The sequence below is a fragment of the Streptomyces sp. B1I3 genome (assembly GCF_030816615.1).
In the GTDB taxonomy this organism is placed as follows: domain Bacteria; phylum Actinomycetota; class Actinomycetes; order Streptomycetales; family Streptomycetaceae; genus Streptomyces.
This window is the reverse complement of sequence record NZ_JAUSYD010000001.1, coordinates 1,334,731-1,356,774: the sequence shown is the minus strand read 5'-3', so window position 1 is coordinate 1,356,774 and position 22,044 is coordinate 1,334,731. Positions and strand designations below refer to the sequence as shown.

The 22,044-nt window shown below is 71.3% G+C and carries 13 protein-coding genes; 7 read left to right on the top strand and 6 right to left on the bottom strand.

Annotation, left to right across the window (positions count from 1 at the left end; genetic code table 11):
• Positions 1–11: 11 nt before the first annotated feature.
• The 4 genes from QFZ58_RS06390 to QFZ58_RS06375 form a co-directional block, all read right to left on the bottom strand.
• Entirely contained in the window at positions 12–2,249 is a 2,238-nt protein-coding gene (locus QFZ58_RS06390; RefSeq protein WP_307123931.1) for a sialidase family protein, read from the bottom strand.
• Between the two features lie 117 nt (positions 2,250–2,366).
• Entirely contained in the window at positions 2,367–3,350 is a 984-nt protein-coding gene (locus QFZ58_RS06385) for a carbohydrate ABC transporter permease (protein WP_307123930.1), read from the bottom strand.
• Positions 3,347–4,462, bottom strand: a complete 1,116-nt coding sequence (locus QFZ58_RS06380; RefSeq protein WP_307123929.1) for a sugar ABC transporter permease — start codon at positions 4,460–4,462, stop codon at positions 3,347–3,349. The genes QFZ58_RS06385 and QFZ58_RS06380 overlap by 4 nt, the downstream gene beginning before the upstream one ends.
• Before the next feature lie 94 nt (positions 4,463–4,556).
• On the bottom strand, positions 4,557–6,224 hold the full coding sequence (locus QFZ58_RS06375) for an extracellular solute-binding protein (protein ID WP_307123928.1): 1,668 nt from the start codon (positions 6,222–6,224) through the stop codon (positions 4,557–4,559).
• 393 nt (positions 6,225–6,617) lie between these two features.
• Here QFZ58_RS06375 and QFZ58_RS06370 point away from each other — a divergent pair, with 393 nt between their 5' ends.
• The 7 genes from QFZ58_RS06370 to QFZ58_RS06340 all read left to right on the top strand — a co-directional run bounded on the left by QFZ58_RS06370 (position 6,618) and on the right by QFZ58_RS06340 (position 19,208).
• Positions 6,618–9,500 (top strand): glycoside hydrolase family 3 C-terminal domain-containing protein, encoded by a 2,883-nt coding sequence (locus QFZ58_RS06370; protein ID WP_307123927.1) that lies wholly within the window; start codon positions 6,618–6,620, stop codon positions 9,498–9,500.
• Positions 9,497–11,764 carry an alpha-xylosidase gene (gene yicI / locus QFZ58_RS06365; RefSeq protein ID WP_307123926.1) on the top strand — a complete coding sequence of 756 codons (2,268 nt, stop codon included), beginning with the start codon at positions 9,497–9,499 and terminating at the stop codon, positions 11,762–11,764. Before QFZ58_RS06370 ends, yicI begins: the two co-directional genes overlap by 4 nt.
• 229 nt (positions 11,765–11,993) lie before the next feature.
• Complete coding sequence (locus QFZ58_RS06360; protein ID WP_307123925.1) at positions 11,994–13,541, top strand: aldehyde dehydrogenase family protein; 1,548 nt, start codon at positions 11,994–11,996, stop codon at positions 13,539–13,541.
• Between the two features lie 82 nt (positions 13,542–13,623).
• Positions 13,624–15,195: a GMC family oxidoreductase gene (locus QFZ58_RS06355; RefSeq protein ID WP_307123924.1), complete on the top strand. Its 1,572-nt coding sequence runs from the start codon at positions 13,624–13,626 to the stop codon at positions 15,193–15,195.
• Entirely contained in the window at positions 15,192–16,244 is a 1,053-nt protein-coding gene (locus QFZ58_RS06350; protein ID WP_307123923.1) for a glycine betaine/L-proline ABC transporter ATP-binding protein, read from the top strand. The genes QFZ58_RS06355 and QFZ58_RS06350 overlap by 4 nt, the downstream gene beginning before the upstream one ends.
• Positions 16,244–18,226 carry a proline/glycine betaine ABC transporter permease gene (locus QFZ58_RS06345; protein ID WP_307123922.1) on the top strand — a complete coding sequence of 661 codons (1,983 nt, stop codon included), beginning with the start codon at positions 16,244–16,246 and terminating at the stop codon, positions 18,224–18,226. Before QFZ58_RS06350 ends, QFZ58_RS06345 begins: the two co-directional genes overlap by 1 nt.
• 1 nt (position 18,227) lies before the next feature.
• Complete coding sequence (locus QFZ58_RS06340) at positions 18,228–19,208, top strand: ABC transporter substrate-binding protein (RefSeq protein WP_307123921.1); 981 nt, start codon at positions 18,228–18,230, stop codon at positions 19,206–19,208.
• A 190-nt stretch (positions 19,209–19,398) separates the two neighbouring features.
• Here QFZ58_RS06340 and QFZ58_RS06335 read toward each other — a convergent pair whose 3' ends face one another.
• Together QFZ58_RS06335 and QFZ58_RS06330 are read right to left on the bottom strand one after the other, a co-directional pair.
• On the bottom strand, positions 19,399–20,028 hold the full coding sequence (locus QFZ58_RS06335) for an alpha-ketoglutarate-dependent dioxygenase AlkB (RefSeq protein ID WP_307123920.1): 630 nt from the start codon (positions 20,026–20,028) through the stop codon (positions 19,399–19,401).
• Positions 20,029–20,150: 122 nt separating this feature from the next.
• On the bottom strand, positions 20,151–22,040 hold the full coding sequence (locus tag QFZ58_RS06330; RefSeq protein ID WP_307123919.1) for an ABC transporter ATP-binding protein: 1,890 nt from the start codon (positions 22,038–22,040) through the stop codon (positions 20,151–20,153).
• Between the last annotated feature and the right edge of the window lie 4 nt (positions 22,041–22,044).

Genomic DNA, 22,044 nt, shown 5'->3' with positions numbered 1-22,044 from the left:
CTTCTCGTTCCTCATTCGGGGTCCGCGTACTGGATGCCGCGGCCGTTGGTGCCCAGGTAGACACGGCCGTGGACGCGGGGGTCGCCGGTGATCACCTCACCGGTCCACCCCCACCGGTGGGAGTCGTCGTTGATGCGGATCCACGTCCTGCCCGCGTCGTCCGAGCGCAGGACCGCCACCTCGTCGTGCGTGGCGAGGACGCGGCCCGTCTGGAAGACGGCGGGATAGGCGTGGCGTCCGCGGCCCTTCGCCCTGCCGAAGCCGAGCGCGTACGAGGCCTGGCAGCCGGCCACCACCGTGAAGGTGCGGCCACCGTCGGCCGAGCGCAGCAGCCCGTGGTCCTTGGCCGACAGCCACAGGTCCCCGGAGCGGCCCGGCGCCGCCGCGATACGGAACTGCGTGTCCCCGGCGGGCAGCCGGGAGGCGCCCGCCGTGAAGGTGGCACCCCGGTCCGTGGAGCGGAACACCGTGCCGGTGTCCGTGTCGTACACGTAGAAGCGGGCGGGGTCGAGCGGGTCGGCGACCGGCGTGCCGCCCTTGGGGAAGGTGGCGACCTCCGCCCACGTCGCGCCGCCGTCCGTGGAGCGGTGCGCGGGGTACTTCGTACCGTCCCAGTGGATGAACGACCACAGCAGGGTCGTCCCGTCGGCGGACACGGCCACGGGTCCGGGAGCGGACGCGGCCATCGCCGGCTGGGAGGCGAACGGCCGCCAGCTCGCGCCTCCGTCGTGCGAGTACGCGCCGGCGGCGTCCGAACCCGACGGCCAGCCCGTCCGTACGACGTACGACGGCTTCAGGGTGGCCAGGGCCAGGCCCGTCGCCGTACCGAAGACCGGGTCGGAGGCCATGCCGCGCGACGGGGACGCGGTCAGGGACTCGTGGTACATCACCCCGATGTCACCGAGCCCGCTGAGCAGCCGGGCCCCCGAGGGCGGGGCGATCAGCTGACGCACCGACGACTCCTCCAGGCCCCGGATCTCCGGCGCCCAGCGCACCAGGTCGCGCGTCCCGAAGATCGTCGCGCCGGTGCCGTACAGGACGTGTCGCGAGTCGAACGGGTCGACGGCGACCGCCTGGATCCACCACCCGAACTTCGGCTCGCCGCCCCACCTCAGATACGGGGTCTCGGACACGTCCAGGACGGCGGTGTCCTTGAGCGAGGTCCAGCTCTCGCCGCCGTCGGTGGAGCGGAACAGCGTGTCCACCTGCCCCCAGCGGTTGTTCGTGGAGACGACCACCGTGCCCGGACGCGCCGCGTCGACCGCGACCCCGCCGTAGCCGAACGCGTCACCGCTGCCCGGCGTGACCGGGGTGACGTCCGTCCACGTGCCGGTCACCGTGTCGAGCCGGCGCACCGAGCCGTCGGCCTGGTTGTTGGGGCCCGGTCCGTCCGCGTAACTCACGTACAGGGCGCGGGTGTGCGCGTCGTACGCGGCACGGATCGGCATCCTCGTGGCGGCCCCCGCCGAGGACGGCTGCCCGGGGACGGGCTCCCAGCCGCCCGAGGACGTCGTGCGGTACAGCGCCGTCCCCCCGTCACCCCAGCCCGCGTACACCGTGCGGCCCGCCGCCACCAGGAACGTGACGCCTTGACCGCCCGCCGATCCGGCCGCGGGGAAGGCCGTGTCGGCCGCCCAGCTCGTCCCGCGGTCCGTGGAGCGCAGCAGCCCGTCGTGGCGCGTGCCGAGCCAGAGCGTCTCGCTGTCGCGCGGGTCGACCAGCAGCCGCTCGCCCGTACCGCGGCCGTCCTCGTTGGCCCCCAGCCGTACCGTCAGGTCCGTGCGCGCCCAGGTCGCGCCCCGGTCCTCGGACCTGAGGACCGCGCCGGGCCCGTAGGAGGGCTGGGAGTACGTGCCGAGCGCCAGGTACAGCCGGTCCGGGTGCCCCGGGTCGACGGCCATCGCCTCGACGCCCATCAGGTTCCAGTCGTCCCAGCCGATGTGGTCGGTCAGTGCTGTCCACCGGGACCTGCGGTCGTCCCACCGGTAGGCGCCGCCGATATCGGTACGGGCGTAGGCCAGTCCGCGTGCGGCCGGATGGAACAGGATGCCGGTCACGAAGCCGGTTCCGCCGATCGCCGCCGTGCGCCAGCGGTGCGGCTGGGTCCTCGCCGGGCGCCCGGCGGCCGAGGCGGGCGCGGCCACCGGCAGCGCGGCGGCCGTGGCCGCCACCGCGGCGGCGCCGGCGAGCACGGTCCGGCGCCGGGGCCGCCGGGCCGGGTCGGGCTGCGGAACGGACGAAGCGTGCATGACGAACACCTTCCGGTGGTTCCGGGTGTTGGCGAGTCGTGAAGGGGCCCGGGTGCTTCCCGGGGGAGAGGCCGTACGTGAAGGGGGGCGGGGCTCAGGAATGAAGGGGGGCGGGGCTCAGCCCTTGACGGCGCCCGTGAGCATGCCCTTCTGGAAGTGTTTCTGGACGAACGGCGACAGCACGGCCACCGGGATCAGCGCCAGGACCATCACGGCCATCTGCACCGCCAGGCTGTTGATCTGCCCACTGTTCACCGCCGAGCCCATGGCCCCGGGAGGCACCTGGTGCTGGAGGACCAGCTGGCGCAGGATCATCTGCAGCGGATACTTGTCGCTGTCCTGGATGTACAGCATCGCGTTGAACCACTGGCTCCAGTACCCCACCGCGTAGAACAGCGAGATCACCGCGATGACCGCGCGGGACAGCGGCATGATGATCTGCAGCAGGATCCGCCACTCGCCCGCTCCGTCGATCCGGGCCGCATCGATCAGCTCGGGGGCGGTGTCCATGAAGAATCCGCGCAGCACCAGGATGTTGAACACGCTGAGGGCGCTCGGCAGGATCATCGACCAGTAGCTGTCGCTCAAGCCGATGCCCGTGACGAGCAGGTACGTCGGGATGAGCCCGGCGCCGAAGAACATCGTCGCCATCATCGTCATCAGCAGGGGCCGGTGCGCGAAGGAGTCCTTGCGGCTCAGTCCGTACGCGCAGAGGACCGAGATCACCATGCTGAACACCGTGCCGACCACTGTCAGCCCGATGCTCACCAGAGCGGCCCGGGTGACGGCGCCGCCGCTGAGCAGCTCCTTGTACGCCACGAAGGTGACGCTCTTGGGCCAGACGACCAGGCCGCCCGCGTCGTTGATGGCCTTCGTGTCCGAGAGGCTGGTGATCACCACCACCCAGATGGGGACGAGGATCACCGCACAGATGGCGAAGAGGCCGAAGCCCTTGAAGGCGAGGCCCGCCTTGGTGGGCTCCTCCTCCCACACCGGGCGCGGTTCCATGCGCAGAGCGCGCTGGAACGGGGTCTCCACGCGTGCGACGGCGGGCTTCGCCGGCGGGTTCGCGTCCTTTTCCATGTCCAGGAGAGTCGTCATTTCTTGGAGTACACCCCCTGCTCGCCCATCATGTGGGCGACCTTGTTGGCTCCCAGCACCATGGCGACGCTGAACAGGCCTTTGAAGATCCCGGCCGCGGCGGCATAGCCGAAGTCACCGGTTTTGATGCCCGTCCACCAGATGTAGGTGTCGAGGATTTCGGACGCACCCGCGCCGACCTGGTCGCGCTGGAGCAGGATCTGCTCGAAGTCGAGGTTGAGCGCGCTGCCGACCCGCAGCACGAGCAGCAGGGCGATGACCGGGCGCAACGCCGGCAGGGTGACGTGCCACATGCGGCGCCAGCGGCCCGCGCCGTCGACGGCCGCCGCCTCGTACAGGTCGGTGTTGACGGCTGCGAGGGCGGCGAGGAACACGATGACGCCCCAGCCCGCGTCCTTCCACACCGCCTGCGCGGTCACGAGGAACTTGAAGAACCCCGGGTTGGTCATCAGGTCGAAGCCCTCGTGGCCGTGCTCGCGCAGCCACTGCGCCACCAGACCGGCGCCGCCGAACATCTGTTGGAAGACGGTGACGACGAGGACCCAGGAGAAGAAGTGCGGCAGGTAGACGATCGCCTGGACCCAGGCCCGCACCCGGCCGCTCATGATCGTGTTGAGCAGCAGGGCGATGGCGATCGGGATGGGGAAGAAGAGGAGCAGCTGGGTCAGGAAGATCACCAGCGTGTTGACGAGGACTTCCCAGAACCGGTAGTCCTCGAAGATCCGGGTGAAGTTGTCGAACCCGACGAACGGGCTCCCGGTGATCCCCAGGTCGTAGACGTCGTAGTCCTGGAAGGCCACGATGTTGCCGAGCAGCGGGATGTAGTTGAAGAGCAGCAGCAGGGCCATGGCCGGCAGCGTCATCAGGATCAGCGTGCGGTCCCGGCGCAGGCGCAGGCGTCGCGTGATACCGCCGGCGCGTGCCGCTTTCTTCCTCCCGGCCGTCTTCTTCCCGGCCTTCGTTCCGTCCGTCCCCGGCGTGGTGTCCCCGCCCGCTCCGCCCGCCCGTGACCTGCCCCGGGCGGGGCTGTCGTCCTCGGCGCCGCCGCCGGTGGCTGTCGCCGGCCCTGCCGTTCCGTCCGCGTCGGTCGCCACCGTGGCCCGAGGCTTCACCCTGTGCTCCCCATGTCGTGCTCTCCGCCCCGGCCGCCGGACTCCTCGCGCCCGGCGGCCTCTGTCGTACGTGTGTCTCAGGTGGCCGTACGCGTCAGACTCCGGAGCCGTTCTTCTCGAGGAGGTCCTGGTACCAGTCGCGGAGCTTGTCGCCGCCGCTGTTCTTCCACGTCGTCACCGCGGAGTCGATGTCGCTGACCTTCTTGCGGCCGCGACGGATGTCCTTCTGCAGGTCGTCGAACGGCGTGTACAGGGAGGCGAAGCGCTGGGGCTCCACGACCTGCATGCCGAAGAAGAGCGGCTTCCTGACGTGCGGGGCCTGGCGGGCCATCCAGCCGGCGTAGTCCTTCACGAGCTGCGGCTCGTCGGGGAAGGCGATGGTGTGCGGGGGGGAGGTGACGTAGAGGAGGGTGGCGGGCTGGGCCTCCTCGATGCCCTTCGGTGTGAAGGTCGGCACCCCGCCCTCGACCTTGTAGTGGGTGCCTTCGACGCCGTAGTTCGTCAGCATGAACTCCTCGGTGCCGTACGGCGCCGCGGCGAAGTCGGCGATCCCGAGGAACTCCTCGATCTTCTCCTTGGGCAGGTTCTTGCTGATGAAGGTGAAGATCCCCGCCGGGTCGTCCTGCCACAGGACCGGCTTGCCGCCGTCCGCGGCGAAGAAGTCCAGCGCCTGCATGTCGAACTTCGGGTTTGCGGCCTTCTGTTCGGTGACCATGCCCTTCCAGCCGCCGGTGCCGTCGTTGTACATGAGGACGTGGCCGCTGGTGAAGCGGATCTTGGAGTCGGCGTCCTTGTTCGCCTCGGCGTCCGGGTGGACGTATCCGCCGTCGTGCAGCTTGCGGTGGAAGGCGAGGGCCTCGCGGTACTCCTGGGTCTCGATCTTGTGGACGAGCTTGCCGTCCTCCAGCCGCCAGTAGTGCGGGGCGTCGGGCAGCAGGCCGAAGATCTTCTGGACGCAGGTCCAGAGGTCGTCGAAGGCCCACACCTTGCTCTTCGGGGCGGTGTACTCCTTACCGAAGGCGAGCAGGTCGTCGGCGCTCGCAGGCAGGGCGCCGGAGCCGATCAGGTCCTTGCGGTAGAAGAAGGCGTTGCCGATGACCGGGTTGGGCATGGGCAGACCGCGCAGCTTGCCGCCGAAGACGGAGTACTGCCAGGCGCCGGTCGGGATGTTGGCCAGGTTCGGGTACTTCTTGACGGCGTCGCCCGCCAGATAGGGGCCCAGGTCGGCGAACTTGGCGGTGATCGCGTTGCGGATCTGCCCCTGCATGTTCCAGCCGGGGATGGTCATGACGTCCGGGATGTCGGAACCGGCGAGTACCGCGCCGATCTTCTCCTGGTAGGTGTTGCCGTCCTGCGGGTCGAAGTTGAGCTTCGCGCCGACCGCCTTGTTCACCGCCGTGTAGTACGGGTTGTCCTTCTTCGGGACGGTGCCCCACAGCGGGGTCATGACGCGGAAGGAAGTTCCCTTGCCCGGCGCGGACTTCACCGAGGTGACCAGCGGGTCGGGCAGCTTGGTGAACCCGGGGCTCGAACCGTTGACGCCCGGCACGTCGGGCTGGACCAGATTCGACGGGGCGTAGCTCGGCAGGATCTTCTTCAGCGCCTTGCCCGTCGTCGTGCCCTCCTTGCCCGCTGAACCGGAGCCGCTGCCGCCGCACGCGGCGAGCAGGGGGGCTCCACCGGCCACGGCCACGGCGGCGAAGGCGCCCGAGGCGAGGAAGCTTCTCCGGCTCGGGGCGGTGGAGGAGGAATTCGGCGTCATTGCGTCAACCCTTCGAGGCACACCAGGACGACATGCGGCGGGCGACCGCCGTTCGGCTCCTGTGTCTGAGGTGGGGCGTTACCGGCCGGGCCGGCTCTACGTCGCCGGCCGAACTTAAGCGGCTTCCGCTGTCGAAGCGCTTCGATGTTGCAGCGAGATTAAGTGAAGGGTCACGGACGCACAAGAGTTGGTTTCCAGATTCCTCCGACGTGTTTCCGAACCGTTTCCCGCCTGATTCGGGTCGGACGTCCTGATGAGGAGAGTCGCACCCTTGACACCGGCGGTTGGGGCACGGAGCATCGAAGCGCTTCGAAGGATCTTCTCCCCGGTTCGAGGGCGACTTCGACAAGCGCGCAACCCGGAAACCTCCCACCTCTCCAAGGGGACCCGCACGTGACGGACCATCCGCTTCCCTTCCGCGACCCGCAGCTGCCCTTCGCCCGGCGCGCCGACGATCTGCTCGGGCGGCTGACGCTCGAGGAGCGGATCGCGATGCTGCACCAGTTCGCACCCCCGGTGGAGCGCCTGGGGCTCGGGGCGTTCCGTACCGGACAGGAGGCCCTGCACGGAGTCGCCTGGATGGGACCGGCCACCGTCTTCCCGCAGGCCGTCGGTCTCGGCGCCACCTGGAACGACGACCTGGTCCGCCGGGTCGGGGAGGCCGTCGGCAACGAGGTACGCGCCAAGCGCGCCCAGGACGACCGGGTCGGCCTCAACGTCTGGGCCCCGACGGTGAACCTGCTGCGCCACCCCCTGTGGGGCCGTGGGGAGGAGGGGTACTCCGAAGACCCGGCCCTGACCTCCGCCATCGCCGTCGCCTACACCCGGGGGCTGCGCGGCGACGACCCCCGGTACTGGCGCACGGCTCCGGTGCTCAAGCACTGGCTGGCGCACAACAACGAGACCGACCGCGACACCGCTTCCTCCTCGGTGCGCCCGCGCGTCCTGCACGAGTACGACCTGCGGGCCTTCCGCGACGCGGTGCGCGCCGGAGCGGTGGCCGGTGTCATGCCCGCCTACAACCTGGTCAACGGCCGCCCCAACCACGTCTCCCCGCTCCTCGGGGAGCACCTGCGGCAGTGGACCGACCAGCCCCTCGTCGTCTGCTCCGACGCCGGGGCGCCCTCCAACCTGGTCGACTCCGAGCACTACTTCGACACCCACGAGGAGGCGACGGCGGCTTCCCTGAAGGCCGGTGTCGACAACTTCACCGACCACGGCCAGGACTCCACGGTCATGACCGGCCGCATCCGCGACGCGCTCGCCAAGGGGCTGCTCGACGAGAGCGACATCGACACGGCGGTCCGCAGACTCCTCCACCTGCGCCTCACGCTCGGCGAGTTCGACCCGGAGCTCGCCCCCTACGCGGACACGGACGCCTTCGACACCGCGGAGCACCGGGCGCTCGCCCTGGAGGCCGCCGAACAGGCCGTCGTCCTGCTCAAGAACGACGGGCTGCTGCCGCTCGAGCCGGGCAAGGACCGGACCGTCGCCGTCGTCGGACTGCTCGCGGACGCCTGCAAGCTCGACTGGTACAGCGGCACGCTCCTGCACCGGTCCACGCCGCTGGACGGCCTGCGCGAGCGGTACGGCGCCGGGAACGTGCTCTTCGCCGAAGGCGCGGACCGGGTCCGCCTGAAGTGTGCCGACGGCTGGCTGCGCGTGCCCGAGGCCGACGGCCCGGCGGACAGCGGGGCCCGGGGCGCGGAGGGCGCCCTCGACCCGGCGCTCCTCGCCGGCCGTACCGACCTCCCGCCGCTGACCTGCGGCGAGGAGGCCGGTGAACTGGCTGTCGTCGACTGGGGCGACGGCGTCCTCACCTTCCGCAGCGAGCAGGGCCTGTACCTCTCCGTCGCCGACGACGGATACGTGCGGGCGTCGGCGGACGAGCCGGGCGGCTGGATCGTCCAGGAGACGTTCCGCATGGAAGCGGTGGAGGGACACGACGGCGGACACCGCCTTCTGCACATCGGAACGGGTGGGTACGTCACAGTCGCCGCCGACGGCGCGAAGGTTGCCGTGGACGGGGAGAAGATTTCCGCCGCCGACGCGACTGTCTTCGAGACGGAGACCGTCGAACGCGGCGAGGACGCCGTGGCGCGCGTCGCCGCCGCGGCCGACACGGTGATCGTCGTCGCCGGGAACGACCCGCACATCAACGGCCGCGAGACCGAGGACCGCACCACCCTCGCCCTCCCGGCGCAGCAGGACCGGCTGTGGCGCGCCGCGCACGCCGCCAACCCGCGCACCGTCCTGGTCCTCACCTCCGCCTACCCGTACGCGGTCGGCGACGCCGCCGCCGGGCTGCCGGCCCTGCTCTGGACCGCCCACGGCGGCCAGGCCGCGGGCACCGCGCTCGCCCGGGTCCTCGCCGGTGACGTGTCCCCGGCCGGGCGGCTGCCGCAGACCTGGTACGCCTCCGACACCGATCTGCCCGGTCTGTTCGACTACGACATCATCGGCTCCCGGCAGACGTACCTCTACTTCGACGGCACCCCGCTCTACCCGTTCGGGCACGGCCTCGGGTACACCGGCTTCGGCTACTCCGCGCCGGCGGCGGACCTGGAGGGGGAACGGCTGCGGGTGTCGCTCACCGTCACCAACGAAGGCTCCGTCGCCGGGGACGAGGTGGCCCAGCTCTACGTCCGTGCGACGGGCGCCGCGACGGACCTGCCGCTGCGCAAGCTGGTCGGTCACCGCCGCGTCCACCTCGCGCCCGGAGCGGCCGGACGGGTCGAGTTCGTCGTCCCGCTGGAGGAGTTGGGTCACTGGAGCGTGGCGCACGGCCGGTGGACCGTCGAGCCCGGGACGTACGAGCTCCTGGCAGGCGCGTCCAGTGCCGACATCCGGCTCACCACGACGGTCGTCGTCGACGGCGAACCGTCCGGCCCGCGTCCCGTCCTGGCCCGTGGCCTGGATGCCGCGGACTACGACGAGCAGCAGGGGACGCTGATCCTCGACCGCACGAGGACGGCAGGGGACGCTGTCGCTCCCGCCGGTGAGGGGCCGGGGCAACTCCTCTACCGTGGCTGCGACTTCCGTGACGGCACCACGGGGCTCGTACTGGTGGCCTCCGGTGGCGGATCGATCGGGGTGCGCGTGGGCGGACAGGTGAGGGAGGTCGTCCTCCCCGCCGGCGGCGGAGCGTACGACTACCACACCTTCGAGGCCGCGCTCGACGTCCGAGGCGTGCACGACGTACACGTCACGCTCCAGGGTTCCGTCCGCCTCGCCCGCATCGACTTCGCCCGCATCGACTTCGAGGAGTCCTCATGAAGTTCACCGACGGCTTCTGGCTCATGCGTGAGGGCGTACGCGCCTCCTACGCGACCGAGACCCGCGACCTGCGGGTCGAGGACGGCCGGTTCACCGCGTACGCCGCCGTCAAACAGGTCGCCAAGCGCGGTGACACGCTGAACACCCCGCTGATCACCGTAGAATGCTTCTCCCCGGCCGAGGGCGTCATCGGCGTACGCACCACCCATCACGCCGGCAAGGCCCGCCGCGGCCCCGATTTCGCCCTGCTGCCCGGAGACGGTGACACGCCCCACGCCCGCACCCGCCGGGAAGGCCCGGTCACCGAGCTCACCAGCGGGCCGCTGACCCTGCGCATGGACGACGACGGTCCGTGGGGGATGGCGTTCCTCGACGGCGACGGACGACGCCTGACCGGCGTCGACCCCAAGGGCACCGCCTTCGCCACCACACCCGACGGCGCGCACCACATGATCGCCCAGCTCCGCCTGGACGTGGGCGAGAACGTCTACGGGCTGGGCGAGCGCTTCACCCCGTACGTGAAGAACGGCCAGACCGTCGACATCTGGCAGGCGGACGGGGGCACGAGCAGCGACCTGGCGTACAAGAACATTCCGTTCTACCTCTCCTCCCGCGGTTACGGCGTCTTCGTCAACCACCCCGGGAAGGTGTCCTTCGAGATCGGCTCGGAGTCCGTCGGGCAGGTGCAGTTCAGCGTCGAGGACCAGTCGCTGGAGTACTACGTCATCGCCGGGCCGACCCCCAAGGACGTCCTGGCCCGCTACACGGCACTGACGGGCAGGCCCGCGCTGCCGCCGGCCTGGTCGTTCGGCCTCTGGCTGACCACCTCCTTCTGCACCTCCTACGACGAGGAGACCGTCACCTCCTTCGTCGACGGCATGGCCGAGCGCGACATCCCGCTCAGCGTCTTCCACTTCGACTGCTTCTGGATGCGCGAGTACCAGTGGTCGGACTTCCTGTGGGACCCCGAGGTCTTCCCCGACCCGGAGGGCATGCTGGCCCGGCTCAAGGAGCGCGGTCTGCGCATCAGCATGTGGATCAACCCGTACATCGCGCAGAAGTCCCCGCTGTTCGCCGAGGGCGCCGAGCACGGCTACCTGGTGCGGCGGGCGAACGGTGACGTCTGGCAGTGGGACCTCTGGCAGCCGGGCATGGCCCTGGTCGACTTCACGAACCCCGCCGCCCGCGAGTGGTACAACGGCAAGCTGCGCGCGCTGCTCGACCAGGGCGTCGACTGCTTCAAGACCGACTTCGGCGAGCGCGTGCCGACCGATGTGGTCTGGCACGACGGCTCCGACCCCGAACGGATGCACAACTACTACGCGCAGATCTACAACAGGACCGTCTTCGAACTGCTGGAGAAGGAGCGCGGCACCGGCGAGGCGGTGCTCTTCGCCCGGTCCGCCACCGCGGGAGGGCAGCAGTTCCCCGTGCACTGGGGCGGGGACTGCTTCGCCTCCTTCACAGCGATGGCGGAGTCCCTGCGCGGCGGCCTCTCGCTGTCCCTGTCCGGCTTCGGTTTCTGGAGCCACGACATCGGCGGCTTCGAGGGCACCCCCGACCCGGCGGTCTTCAAGCGCTGGCTCGCCTTCGGCCTGCTCTCCTCGCACAGCAGGCTGCACGGCAACGTGTCCTACCGGGTGCCGTGGGCCTTCGGCGAGGAAGCCGTCGACGTGGCCCGCACGTTCACCCTGCTCAAGCACCGGCTCATGCCCTACCTGTACGGGGTGGCCGCCGAGGCCCACCGCACCGGTGTCCCGATGATGCGCCCCATGCTGGTGGAGTTCCCCGGCGACCCGGCCACCCGCACCCTGGACCGGCAGTACATGCTCGGCCCGGACCTCCTGGTCGCCCCCGTCTTCACCGAGGACGGCGAGGTCGAGTACTACGTCCCGGAGGGGACCTGGACCTCGCTGCTCACGGGTGAGCGGATCACCGGCCCCGCGTGGCGGCAGGAGACCCACGGTTTCGAGAGCCTCCCCGTGCTCGTCAGGGACGGGGCCGTACTGCCGTGGGGCGCCGACGACCAGCGTCCGGACGGTGACTGGCTGGAGGGCCTCACCCTGCGCGTGTTCGGCCCCGGCGCGGATGGGCGAACGGTCACGGTGCCGGACCTGACCGGCAGCCCGGCTGCCTCCTTCCACGTCGTACGGGACGGCGCGGGCACCCACGTCACGGCCCGGGGCACCGACCGTCCGTACCGCGTGAGCGTGGAGGACTCCGGAGAGACGGGGGCGGGGGCGGGGACGGTGACGGTCGCCTGACCTTCACCCTGCACGACGAGGCGGCCCGGCGCACGACGCGCGCCGGGCCGCCTCATCGTATCCGTGCTCCGAGTGAGCCGCATCACTCAGAGTGAACTTTTCGGCATACATCTCGGCGGTCTGGACAGGTGTCCCGGCTGCTGGTGTGGCCTGACCCTGGCCGCCGACGCGTAACAGTGCTCGGCCGGACCGGTGCGGAGCAATCCAGGCACGGAAGGCAGACCACTTCATGTCGGCTCCCCACTCGTCGGTTCCCCGCCCGGCAGCCCCGCACGACGCGGTGCTGGAGACCGTGCACATCGACGGCACCTGGCGCCCCGCCCTCTCCGGCGCGACGCGCGAGATCCTCGACCCCGCCGACGCCACCGTGCTCGCACGCGTCGCCGAAGGCGGTGCCGAGGACGCCGACGCGGCGATCGCGGCGGCCCGCCGCGCCTTCGACGACGGCCCCTGGCCGCACAGGCCCGTCGCCGAGCGCGCCGGGCTCCTGCGCCGGGTCGCCGACCTGCTCCAGCGGGACCGCGAGGAGATCGCGATCACCGAGAGCCGCGACACCGGCAAGACCCTGGAGGAGGGCCGCGTCGACGTCGACGACGTGACCAACGCCTTCCGCTACTTCGCCGACCTGGTGATGAACGAGAGCGGCGGCCGGGTCGTCGACGCGGGCGATCCCGATGTGCACAGCATCGTCGTCCACGAGCCGGTCGGCGTCTGTGCCCTCATAGCCCCGTGGAACTACCCGTTGCTCCAGGCGAGCTGGAAGATCGCCCCCGCGCTCGCGGCGGGCAACACCTTCGTGCTCAAGCCCAGCGAGGTCACCCCGCTCTCCACCGTGCACCTGATGCGGCTGCTCGCCGAGGCGGGGCTGCCCGACGGCGCCGCCAACCTCGTCACCGGCGCGGGCGACCCCGTCGGTGCCCGCCTCTCCGCGCACCCCGACGTCGACCTGGTCTCCTTCACCGGCGGCCTGGCCAGCGGCACCAAGGTGGCCCAGGCCGCCGCGCCCACCGTCAAGAAGGTCGCCCTGGAACTCGGCGGCAAGAACCCCAACGTCGTCTTCGCCGACGCGTGCGCCACCGAGGACGGCTTCGACACCGCCGTCGACCAGGCCCTGAACGCCGCGTTCTTCCACAGCGGCCAGGTCTGTTCCGCCGGAGCCCGGCTCATCATCGAGGAGTCCGTCCGCGACCGGTTCGTCACCGAACTCGCCCGCCGCGCCGACGCGATCCGGCTCGGCCGGGGCACCGTCGACGGAGTCGAGTGCGGCCCCCTCGTCTCCGCCCAGCAGCTCGCCAAGGTCGAGGCGTACGTGGCGTCGGCCCGCGAGGAGGGCGCGGTCGTCCGCTCCGGCGGCTCCCGCCCGGAGCCCTCGGACATCCGGCCCGCGAGCGGCTACTTCTACCGGCCGACCGTCCTCGACGGCTGCCACCGGGAGATGAAGGTGGTCCGTGAGGAGACCTTCGGCCCGATCCTCACCGTCGAGACCTTCCGCAGCGAGGAAGAAGCCGTCACCCTGGCCAACGACACCGACTACGGGCTCGCGGGCGCCGTCTGGACCACGGACGCGGGCCGCGCCCGGCGCGTCGCCGGACGGCTGCGGCACGGCACCGTCTGGATCAACGACTACCACCCCTACCTCCCGCAGGCCGAGTGGGGCGGCTTCGGGAAGTCCGGCACCGGCCGTGAGCTCGGCCCCACCGGGCTCGCGGAGTACCGCGAGTCCAAGCACATCTACCAGAACCTCAACCCGCGCCCCCAGCGCTGGTTCGCCGGCTGACGGAAGCGACGACGCCCCGACGCCCCCGGCCTGTCCGCAGCGCCGCGCACACGCAAGCACCTTGCAGAAGGAGCAGTGACCGATGCCACCGTCCCCCAGCACCGCACGCCCCGAACCCGTCGACTACGTGATCGTCGGAGGCGGAACCGCCGGCTCGGTCATCGCCTCCCGCCTCACCGAGGACCCCGGCGTCACCGTCACCGTCATCGAGGGCGGCCCCACCGACATCGACCGCGAGGACGTCCTCACCCTCCGCCGCTGGCTCGGACTGCTGGGTGGCGACCTCGACTACGACTACCCCACCACCGAGCAGCCACGCGGCAATTCCCACATCCGCCACAGCCGTGCCCGGGTCCTCGGCGGCTGCTCCTCGCACAACACGCTGATCAGCTTCAAACCGCTGCCCGGAGACTGGGACGAATGGGCCGAGGCCGGAGCCGACGGCTGGGACGCGGCCTCCATGGATCCCTACTTCGCCCGGCTGCGGAACAACATCGTGCCCGTCGACGAGAAGGACCGGAACGCCATCGCCCGCGACTTCGTCGACGCCGCCCAGGCGGCGGCCGGGGTCCCGCGGGTGGAGAGCTTCAACCGCAAGCCCTTCCACGAGGGCGTCGGCTTCTTCGACCTGGCCTACCACCCCGAGAACAACAAGCGCTCCTCCGCGTCCGTCGCCTACCTCCACCCGCACATCGAGGCCGGGGACCGCCCCAACCTCTCGCTCGTGCTGGAGACATGGGCCTACAGGCTGGAGTTCGAGGGCAACCGGGCGACCGGCGTCCACGTACGGACGAAGGAGGGTGAGGAGCTGCTGCTGCGCGCCGCCCGCGAAGTCATCGTCTGCGCAGGCGCGGTGGACACCCCCCGGCTGCTGCTGCACTCCGGCGTCGGCCCGGCGAAGGACCTGACGGCGCTCGGCATCCCCGTCGTCCACGACGCGCCCGGCGTCGGCGAGAACCTGCTCGACCACCCGGAGTCGGTCATCGTCTGGGAGACCCACGGGCCCATCCCGGAGAATTCGGCGATGGACTCCGACGCGGGGCTCTTCGTCCGCCGCGACCCCGGATCCCCGGGCCCCGACCTGATGTTCCACTTCTACCAGATCCCCTTCACCGACAATCCGGAGCGCCTCGGTTACGAGAAGCCCGAGCACGGCGTGTCGATGACCCCGAACATCCCCAAGCCGCGCAGCCGCGGCCGGCTCCACCTCACCAGCGCCGACCCGGAGGTCAAACCGGCCCTGGACTTCCGCTACTTCACGGACGAGGACGACTACGACGGCCGCACCCTGGTCGACGGCATCAGGCTCGCCCGCGAGATAGCGAAGACCGAACCGCTGGCCCACTGGCTCAAGCGCGAGGTGTGCCCCGGACCCGAGGTCACCTCCGACGAGGACATCAGCGAGTACGCCCGCAAGGTCGCGCACACCGTCTACCACCCGGCCGGCACCTGCCGGATCGGGGCACCCGGGGACCCGGCGGCCGTCGTCGACCCGCAGCTGCGGATCCAGGGCCTGGAGGGCATCCGGATCGCCGACGCGTCCGTCTTCCCGGCCATGCCCGCCGTGAACCCGATGATCGGCGTCCTGATGGTGGGCGAGAAGTGCGCCGAGCTGCTCCGAACGACCCCGGCCACCGGAGGCGATGTCCGATGAGCGAGGCCAGTACCCCCGTGTTCAGCGTCCGGAACCTCTGGAAGGTCTTCGGCCCCAAGGCCGGCCGCATCCCCGGCAGTGAGTACGCGGACCTCTCCCCGGCCGACCTGCGCGAGCGCACCGGCTGCACCGCCGCCGTGCGCGACGTCTCCTTCGACGTCCACAAGGGCGAGGTCTTCGTCGTCATGGGCCTCTCCGGCTCCGGCAAGTCCACGCTGGTGCGCTGTCTGACCCGGCTCATCGAGCCCACCGGCGGCACCCTCGCCATCGACGGCGAGGACGTGCTGGCCATGGACCGCACACGGCTGCGTGAACTGCGCCGCCACCGGGCCGCGATGGTCTTTCAGCACTTCGGGCTGCTGCCGCACCGCACGGTCCTCGACAACGTCGCCTACGGCCTCGAGATCCAGGGCCTCGGCAAGTCCGAACGGCGCGCCAAGGCGGCCGAGCTGGTCGACAAGGTCGGCCTGGCGGGCCTCGAGAGCCGCAGGCCCGCCCAGCTCTCAGGCGGCCAGCAGCAGCGCGTCGGGCTGGCCCGCGCGCTCGCCGTCGACCCGTCCGTCCTCCTCTTCGACGAGCCGTTCAGCGCTCTCGACCCGCTCATCCGCCGCGAGATGCAGGACGAGGTCGTCAGGCTGCACCGCGAGGAGGGCCGCACCATGGTCTTCATCACCCACGACCTGAGCGAGGCACTGCGCCTGGGCACGCGCATCGCGCTGATGCGCGACGGCGGCATCGTCCAGCTCGGCACGCCCGAGGAGATCGTCGGCTCGCCCGCCGACGACTACGTACGCGAGTTCGTCCGGGACGTCCCCCGCGAGCAGGTCCTCAGCGTGGCCACCGCCATGCGCCCCCCGGCCGCCGGCGAGAGCGAACACGGCCCGGCCCTGCGGACCGACGCCACCGTCTCCGAGGCCATCGAGGCCCTCTCCCGGTCCGGTGAGCCCACCGCCAGGGTCACGGAGGGCGGACGGCTGGTGGGAGTCGTCGACCACGCGTGCCTGCTCGACGTCGTCGCAGGTACGGGGAGCCGCGAGGTGACCGTCTGATGGCCACGGCCCACGCCCCCGCCCGTACCGCCGCCGGACCGCCGGGCGGCGGACCGCTCGCCGCGCTGCGCGGCCGGCCCGCGCTCGGCAAACTGCTCCTGCTGCTGGCGATCGCGGCCGTCGCCGTACCCGTCGTCCATGCCCGCTGGGGCGGCGGAACGTGGCCCGGGGCCCTGACCGTCGACCTCACCGGGCCCCTCGGCGAGGTCAACGACTGGATCATCGCCAACCGCGACAGCCACCCGCTGTTCCTCTACTTCTTCGGCCACATCAGCAACGCCGTCGTCCTGTCGGTGCGGGGCGTCTACCTGGCACTGCTGGCGCTCGGCTGGGCCGGTGTCACCGCCGTCGCCGTGCTCACCGCCTGGCGGACGGCCGGAGTTCGCCTGGCGCTGACGGCCGGTGCCTCCTTCCTGGTGTGCGGGCTGCTCGGCATGTGGGTGCCGACCATGCAGACGCTCGCCCTGATGACCGTCGCCGTTCTGGCCTCCGTGGTGCTCGGCATGCTCCTCGGGCTCGCGGCCGGGCTCTCGGACCGCACGTTCCGCTTCCTGCGTCCCGTGCTCGACACCATGCAGGTGCTGCCCGCCTTCGCCTACCTGCTTCCCGTCGTCCTCGTCTTCGGCATCGGCGTGCCCGGAGCCGTTCTCGCCACCGTCGTCTACGCGGCTCCGCCGATGGCCCGGCTCACCGCACTGGGGCTGCGCGGCGCCGACGCGGGCGTCATGGAGGCCGTGGCCTCGCTCGGCGCGACCGGCAGGCAGCGCCTGCTGACCGCCCGGCTCCCGCTGGCCCGCAAGGAGCTGCTGCTCGGTCTCAACCAGACCATCATGATGGCGCTGTCCATGGCGGTCATCGCCTCCGTCATCGGCGCCGGCGGTCTCGGTGACCGCGTCTACCAGGCCCTCTCCGCGGTCGATGTGGGCGCCGCCCTCGCGGCGGGCATCCCGATCGTGCTGCTGGCCGTCGTGCTGGACCGTACGACCGAGGCAGCCGGCCGGAAGATCGGCACGGACCCCACCGGGCCGGCGGCCCTGCGCGGAGCACGGGGCTGGGGACTCGCCGCGCTGATCGCCGTGGCCGTCACCGTCGTGGGCCGGTTCACCGGCGGCCGCGTCTGGCCCGAGAGCGGGATCGTGGCCCTCGCCGGCCCGGTCAACACCGCCAAGGACTGGATGGTCGACCACCTCTACACCGGCGTCCCCGTCGTCGGCGGGACCGCCGACTGGGCCGGACACTTCACCAGCTGGATCCTCAACCCGCTGCGCAGCGGACTGCAGGGTCTGCCCTGGTGGTCCGTCCTGCTGCTCGTGGCCGCCCTGGCCTGGACGATCGGCACCTGGCGCACCGCGCTCACCGCCGTGCTGGCCATGGCGGCCATCGGGGTCCTCGGCGTGTGGGACCTCTCCATGGACACTCTGAGCCAAGTCCTCGCCGCCGTGGCGGTCACCTTGGTCCTCGGCTTCGCCATCGCCGTCGGCGCCGCGCGCAGCGCACGCCTCGAACGGCTCCTGCGGCCCGTCCTGGACGTCTTCCAGACCATGCCGCAGTTCGTCTACCTCATCCCGGTCGTCGCCCTCTTCGGCGTCGGCCGCGCCCCCGCGGCCGCCGCGGCGGTCGTCTACGCGCTGCCCGCCGTCGTCCGCATCACCACCCAGGGACTGCGGGGCGTGGATCCCGCCGCGATGGAGTGCGCGCGCTCGCTCGGAGCCACCAGCGGCCAGCAACTGCGCCAGGTCCAGCTGCCACTCGCCAGGCCGGCGTTGCTGCTCGCCGTCAACCAGGGCGTCGTCCTGGTCCTCGCGGTCGTGATCATCGGCGGTCTCGTCGGCTCGGGCGCGCTCGGTTACGAGGTCGTGTTCGGCCTCGCCCAGGGCGACCTGGCCACCGGCCTCGTCGCGGGCGCCGCCATCGTCTGCCTGGGACTGATGCTGGACCGGGTGACCCAGCCCACGGCCCGCCACCCGCGGAAGGAGAGCTGACATGACCCGCACGCTCGTCCGGGCCCGTCTGCGTACGTCCGCGATCGTGACCTCGGCCGCCGCCCTGGTGGCCCTCACCGGTTGCGGCGCCGCCGACATGACCAAGCAGGCGTCACCCTTCGCGGCCCCCGCCGGCATGAAGACCGTCACGCTCTCCGTGCAGTCCTGGGTCGGCGCCCAGGCCGACGTGGCCGTCGCGCAGAAGATCCTGGAGGACGAGCTGGGCTACCGCGTCGACCTCGTCCAGACGGACGAGGTCCCCGCCTGGGACGCCCTCAGCCAGGGCCGGGTGGACGCCATCCTGGAGGACTGGGGCCACCCCGACCAGGAGAAGCTGTACGTCAAGGACAAGAAGACGATCGTCTCCGGTGGGGACCTGGGAGTCACGGGCCACATCGGCTGGTACGTCCCGAAGTACTGGGCGGACGAGCACCCCGACGTCACGGACTGGAAGAACCTCGACAAGTACGCCGACGAACTGCGCACCGCCGAGAGCGGCGACAAGGGTCAGCTGATGGACGGTTCGCCGTCCTACGTCACCAACGACAAGGCGCTGGTGAAGAATCTCGGCCTGGACTACAAGGTCGTCTTCGCCGGCTCCGAGGCCGCGCAGATCACGCAGATGCAGCAGTTCGCCAAGGAGAAGAAGCCCTTCCTCAGCTACTGGTACCAGCCGCAGTGGCTGTTCAACGAGGTGCCCATGGTGGAGGTGCGGCTCCCGGAGTACTCCGAGGCGTGCGCGGCCAAGGCCCCCGAGGACATCGACTGCGCCTACCCGAAGACCCCGCTCCAGAAGTACCTCAACGCCGGCTTCGCGAAGCGCGGTGGGGACGCGGCGGCCTTCCTGAAGAGGTTCCACTGGTCGCAGGAGGACCAGAACGAGGTCTCGGAACTGATCGCCTCCGACAGGCTGAGCCCTGACGAGGCCGCCGCTCGCTGGATCCGGGAGAACCCGGACACCTGGAAGAAGTGGCTCGGCTAGGGCCTCGTCCGCCGGGCACGGGCACGGGGACGGGACGAGGCCGGCCGTCCCGCGATCGGGCACCGGCCGGTGCGGGTCCCGGCCGGTGCCGGGCCTGGGCGGCTCGTGGACGGACAACCGGGCCGCGGGTCACCGGGAGGGCGTGGGCACCCGATCGTGGTCGCCCGGCCGAGGGCCCCCGTTCCGGGATTCAGCGCACGCCGCGGGGGCGGTACTGGATGCTGATCCGAGGGCCCCGCGCACCCGTGGTCTTGGGGACGGCGTGCTGCCAGGTGCGCTGGCAGGAGCCGCCCATGACGATGAGGTCGCCGTGCCCCAGTGGCCGGCGCACCGTGCTGCCGTGGCCGTGCAACGGGCGCAGGAGGAGGTCGCGCGGAGCACCCACGGACAGGATGGCGACCATCGTGTCCTGGTGCGCGCCACGCCCCACCAGGTCGCCGTGCCAGGCGACGCTGTCACGCCCGTCGCGGTAGTAGCACAGGCCCGCCGTGGCGAAGGGCTCGCCCAGCTCGTCGGCGTAGTGCGAAGACAGGGCGTCGCGCGCCTCCGCCAGCACGGAGGCCGGCAGCGCGTCGGTCTCGCGGTAGAAGGCCAGCAGCCGGGGCACGTCCACCGTCCGGTCGTACATCTGCCGGCGTTCGGCCCGCCAGGGGACCTCGGCGGCCAGCTCGGCCATCAGGCGGTCGCCCCCGCTCAGCCACCCGGGCAGCAGGTCGATCCAGGCGCCGTCACCGAGGACGGTTCTCCGTACTCCGGTGAGCGGCGAGAGGTGCGGGCCTTCGTCCTGGTCGAACAGAGAGCCCTGGAGATGCATGGACATGGGTCAAGCCTAACGCGGCATTCGAACGTATGTTCCTTGAGGTGTTCCCTGCGATCCTCGGCGACACGACAGGCGCCTCTCGCCGCGTGGGCTCCCGCACTGCCGGCGGGAGCCCTGACCGGTCAGCGGGCCACCGGCGTCTCCTCGGTGTCCGGCCGTTCGAACTGGGTGCGGTGGAGTTCCTCGTACCGTCCGCCGAGGGCCAGCAACTCCTCGTGCGTGCCCCTCTCGACGATCCGGCCGTCCTCGACGACCAGGATGAGGTCGGCGGCCCGCACCGTGGAGAGCCGGTGGGCGATCACCACGGCCGTGCGGCCCTCCAGCGCCTCCGCGAGGGCCTCCTGGACGGCAGCCTCCGAGGTGGAGTCCAGATGTGCGGTCGCCTCGTCCAGGATCACCACCCGCTGCCGGGCGAGAAGCAGCCGGGCGATGGTCAGCCGCTGGCGCTCGCCGCCCGAGAGCCGGTATCCACGCTCACCGACCACCGTGTCGAGCCCCTCGGGCAGCGAGGCCACCAGCCCGTCCAGGCGTGAGCGCCGCAGGGCGTCCCAGATGTCGTCCTCGGTGGCGTCCGGCCGGGCGAGCAACAGATTGGCGCGCACCGACTCGTGGAAGAGGTGCCCGTCCTGGGTGACCATGCCGAGCGTCTCCCGGATCGAGTCGGCCGTCAGGTCGCGTACGTCGACGCCGTTCAGCCGTACGGCACCGGTGTCGGCGTCGTACAGCCGGGGCAGCAGCTGGGCGATCGTCGACTTGCCGGCGCCGGAGGAACCGACGAGCGCCACCATCCGGCCCGGTTCCGCCGTGAAGGAGACGTCGTGCAGCACCTGCGCGCCTCCCCCGGTGTCGAGTGTGGCGACCTCCTCGAGGGAGGCGAGGGAGACCTTGTCGGCGGACGGGTAGCCGAAGGACACGCCGTCGAACTCCACGGACACCGGCCCCGCCGGCACCCTGCGGGCGTCCGGCTTCTCGGCGATCAGCGGCTTCAGGTCGAGGATCTCGAAGACCCGCTCGAAGCTGACCAGGGCGCTCATCACCTCGACCCGGGCCCCGGCCAGTGCGGTCAGGGGGGCGTAGAGCCGGGTGAGGAGGAGGGCGAGGGCCACGACGGCCCCCGGTTCCAGGCTGCCGCGCAGCGCGTAGTACCCGCCGAGGCCGTAGACCAGGGCGAGGGCGAGCGCCGAGACGAGGGTGAGCGCCGTGATGAAGGTGGACTGCAGCATCGCCGTGCGGATGCCGATGTCACGCACCCGGCCGGCGCGGGCGGCGAACTCCGCGGACTCGTCGGCGGGACGCCCGAAGAGCTTGATGAGGGTCGCGCCCGGAGCCGAGAAGCGCTCCGTCATCTGGGTGCCCATCGTGGCGTTGTGACCTGCGGCCTCCCGCTGGAGCGCCGCCATCCGTGCCCCCATCCGGCGGGCGGGCACGACGAACACCGGCAGCAGGACCAGGGCGAGCACGGTGATCTGCCACGAGATGGTGAGCATCACGCCAAGGGTCAGCAGCAGGGTGACGACATTGGAGACGACGCCGGACAGCGTGTTGCTGAACGCCCTCTGGGCGCCGATCACGTCGTTGTTGAGCCGGCTCACCAGCGCGCCGGTCCGGGTGCGGGTGAAGAAGGCGACCGGCATCCGCTGGACGTGGTCGAAGACGGCGGTCCGCAGATCCAGGATGAGCCCCTCGCCGAGCGTGGCCGACAGCCACCGGATGAGCAGCCCGAGGCCGGCCTCGCTCACGGCGATCAGGGCGATGAGCAGGGCGAGCCGGACGACCGTTCCGCTCTCCTTGCCGTCCACGATCGCGTCGACGACGTGCCCGGCGAGCACCGGCGTGGCCACCGCGAGCAGCGCGGTGACCACGCTCAGCAGCAGGAAACGGCCGATGCGCGCCCGGTGCGGCCGGGCGAACGCCGCGATGCGGCGCAACGTGGCCCGGGAGAAGGGTCTGCGGTCCTGCTGCGCGTTCATCGCGGTGTGGAGCGATGTCCACGCGGTGACTTCCATGTCCATGCGG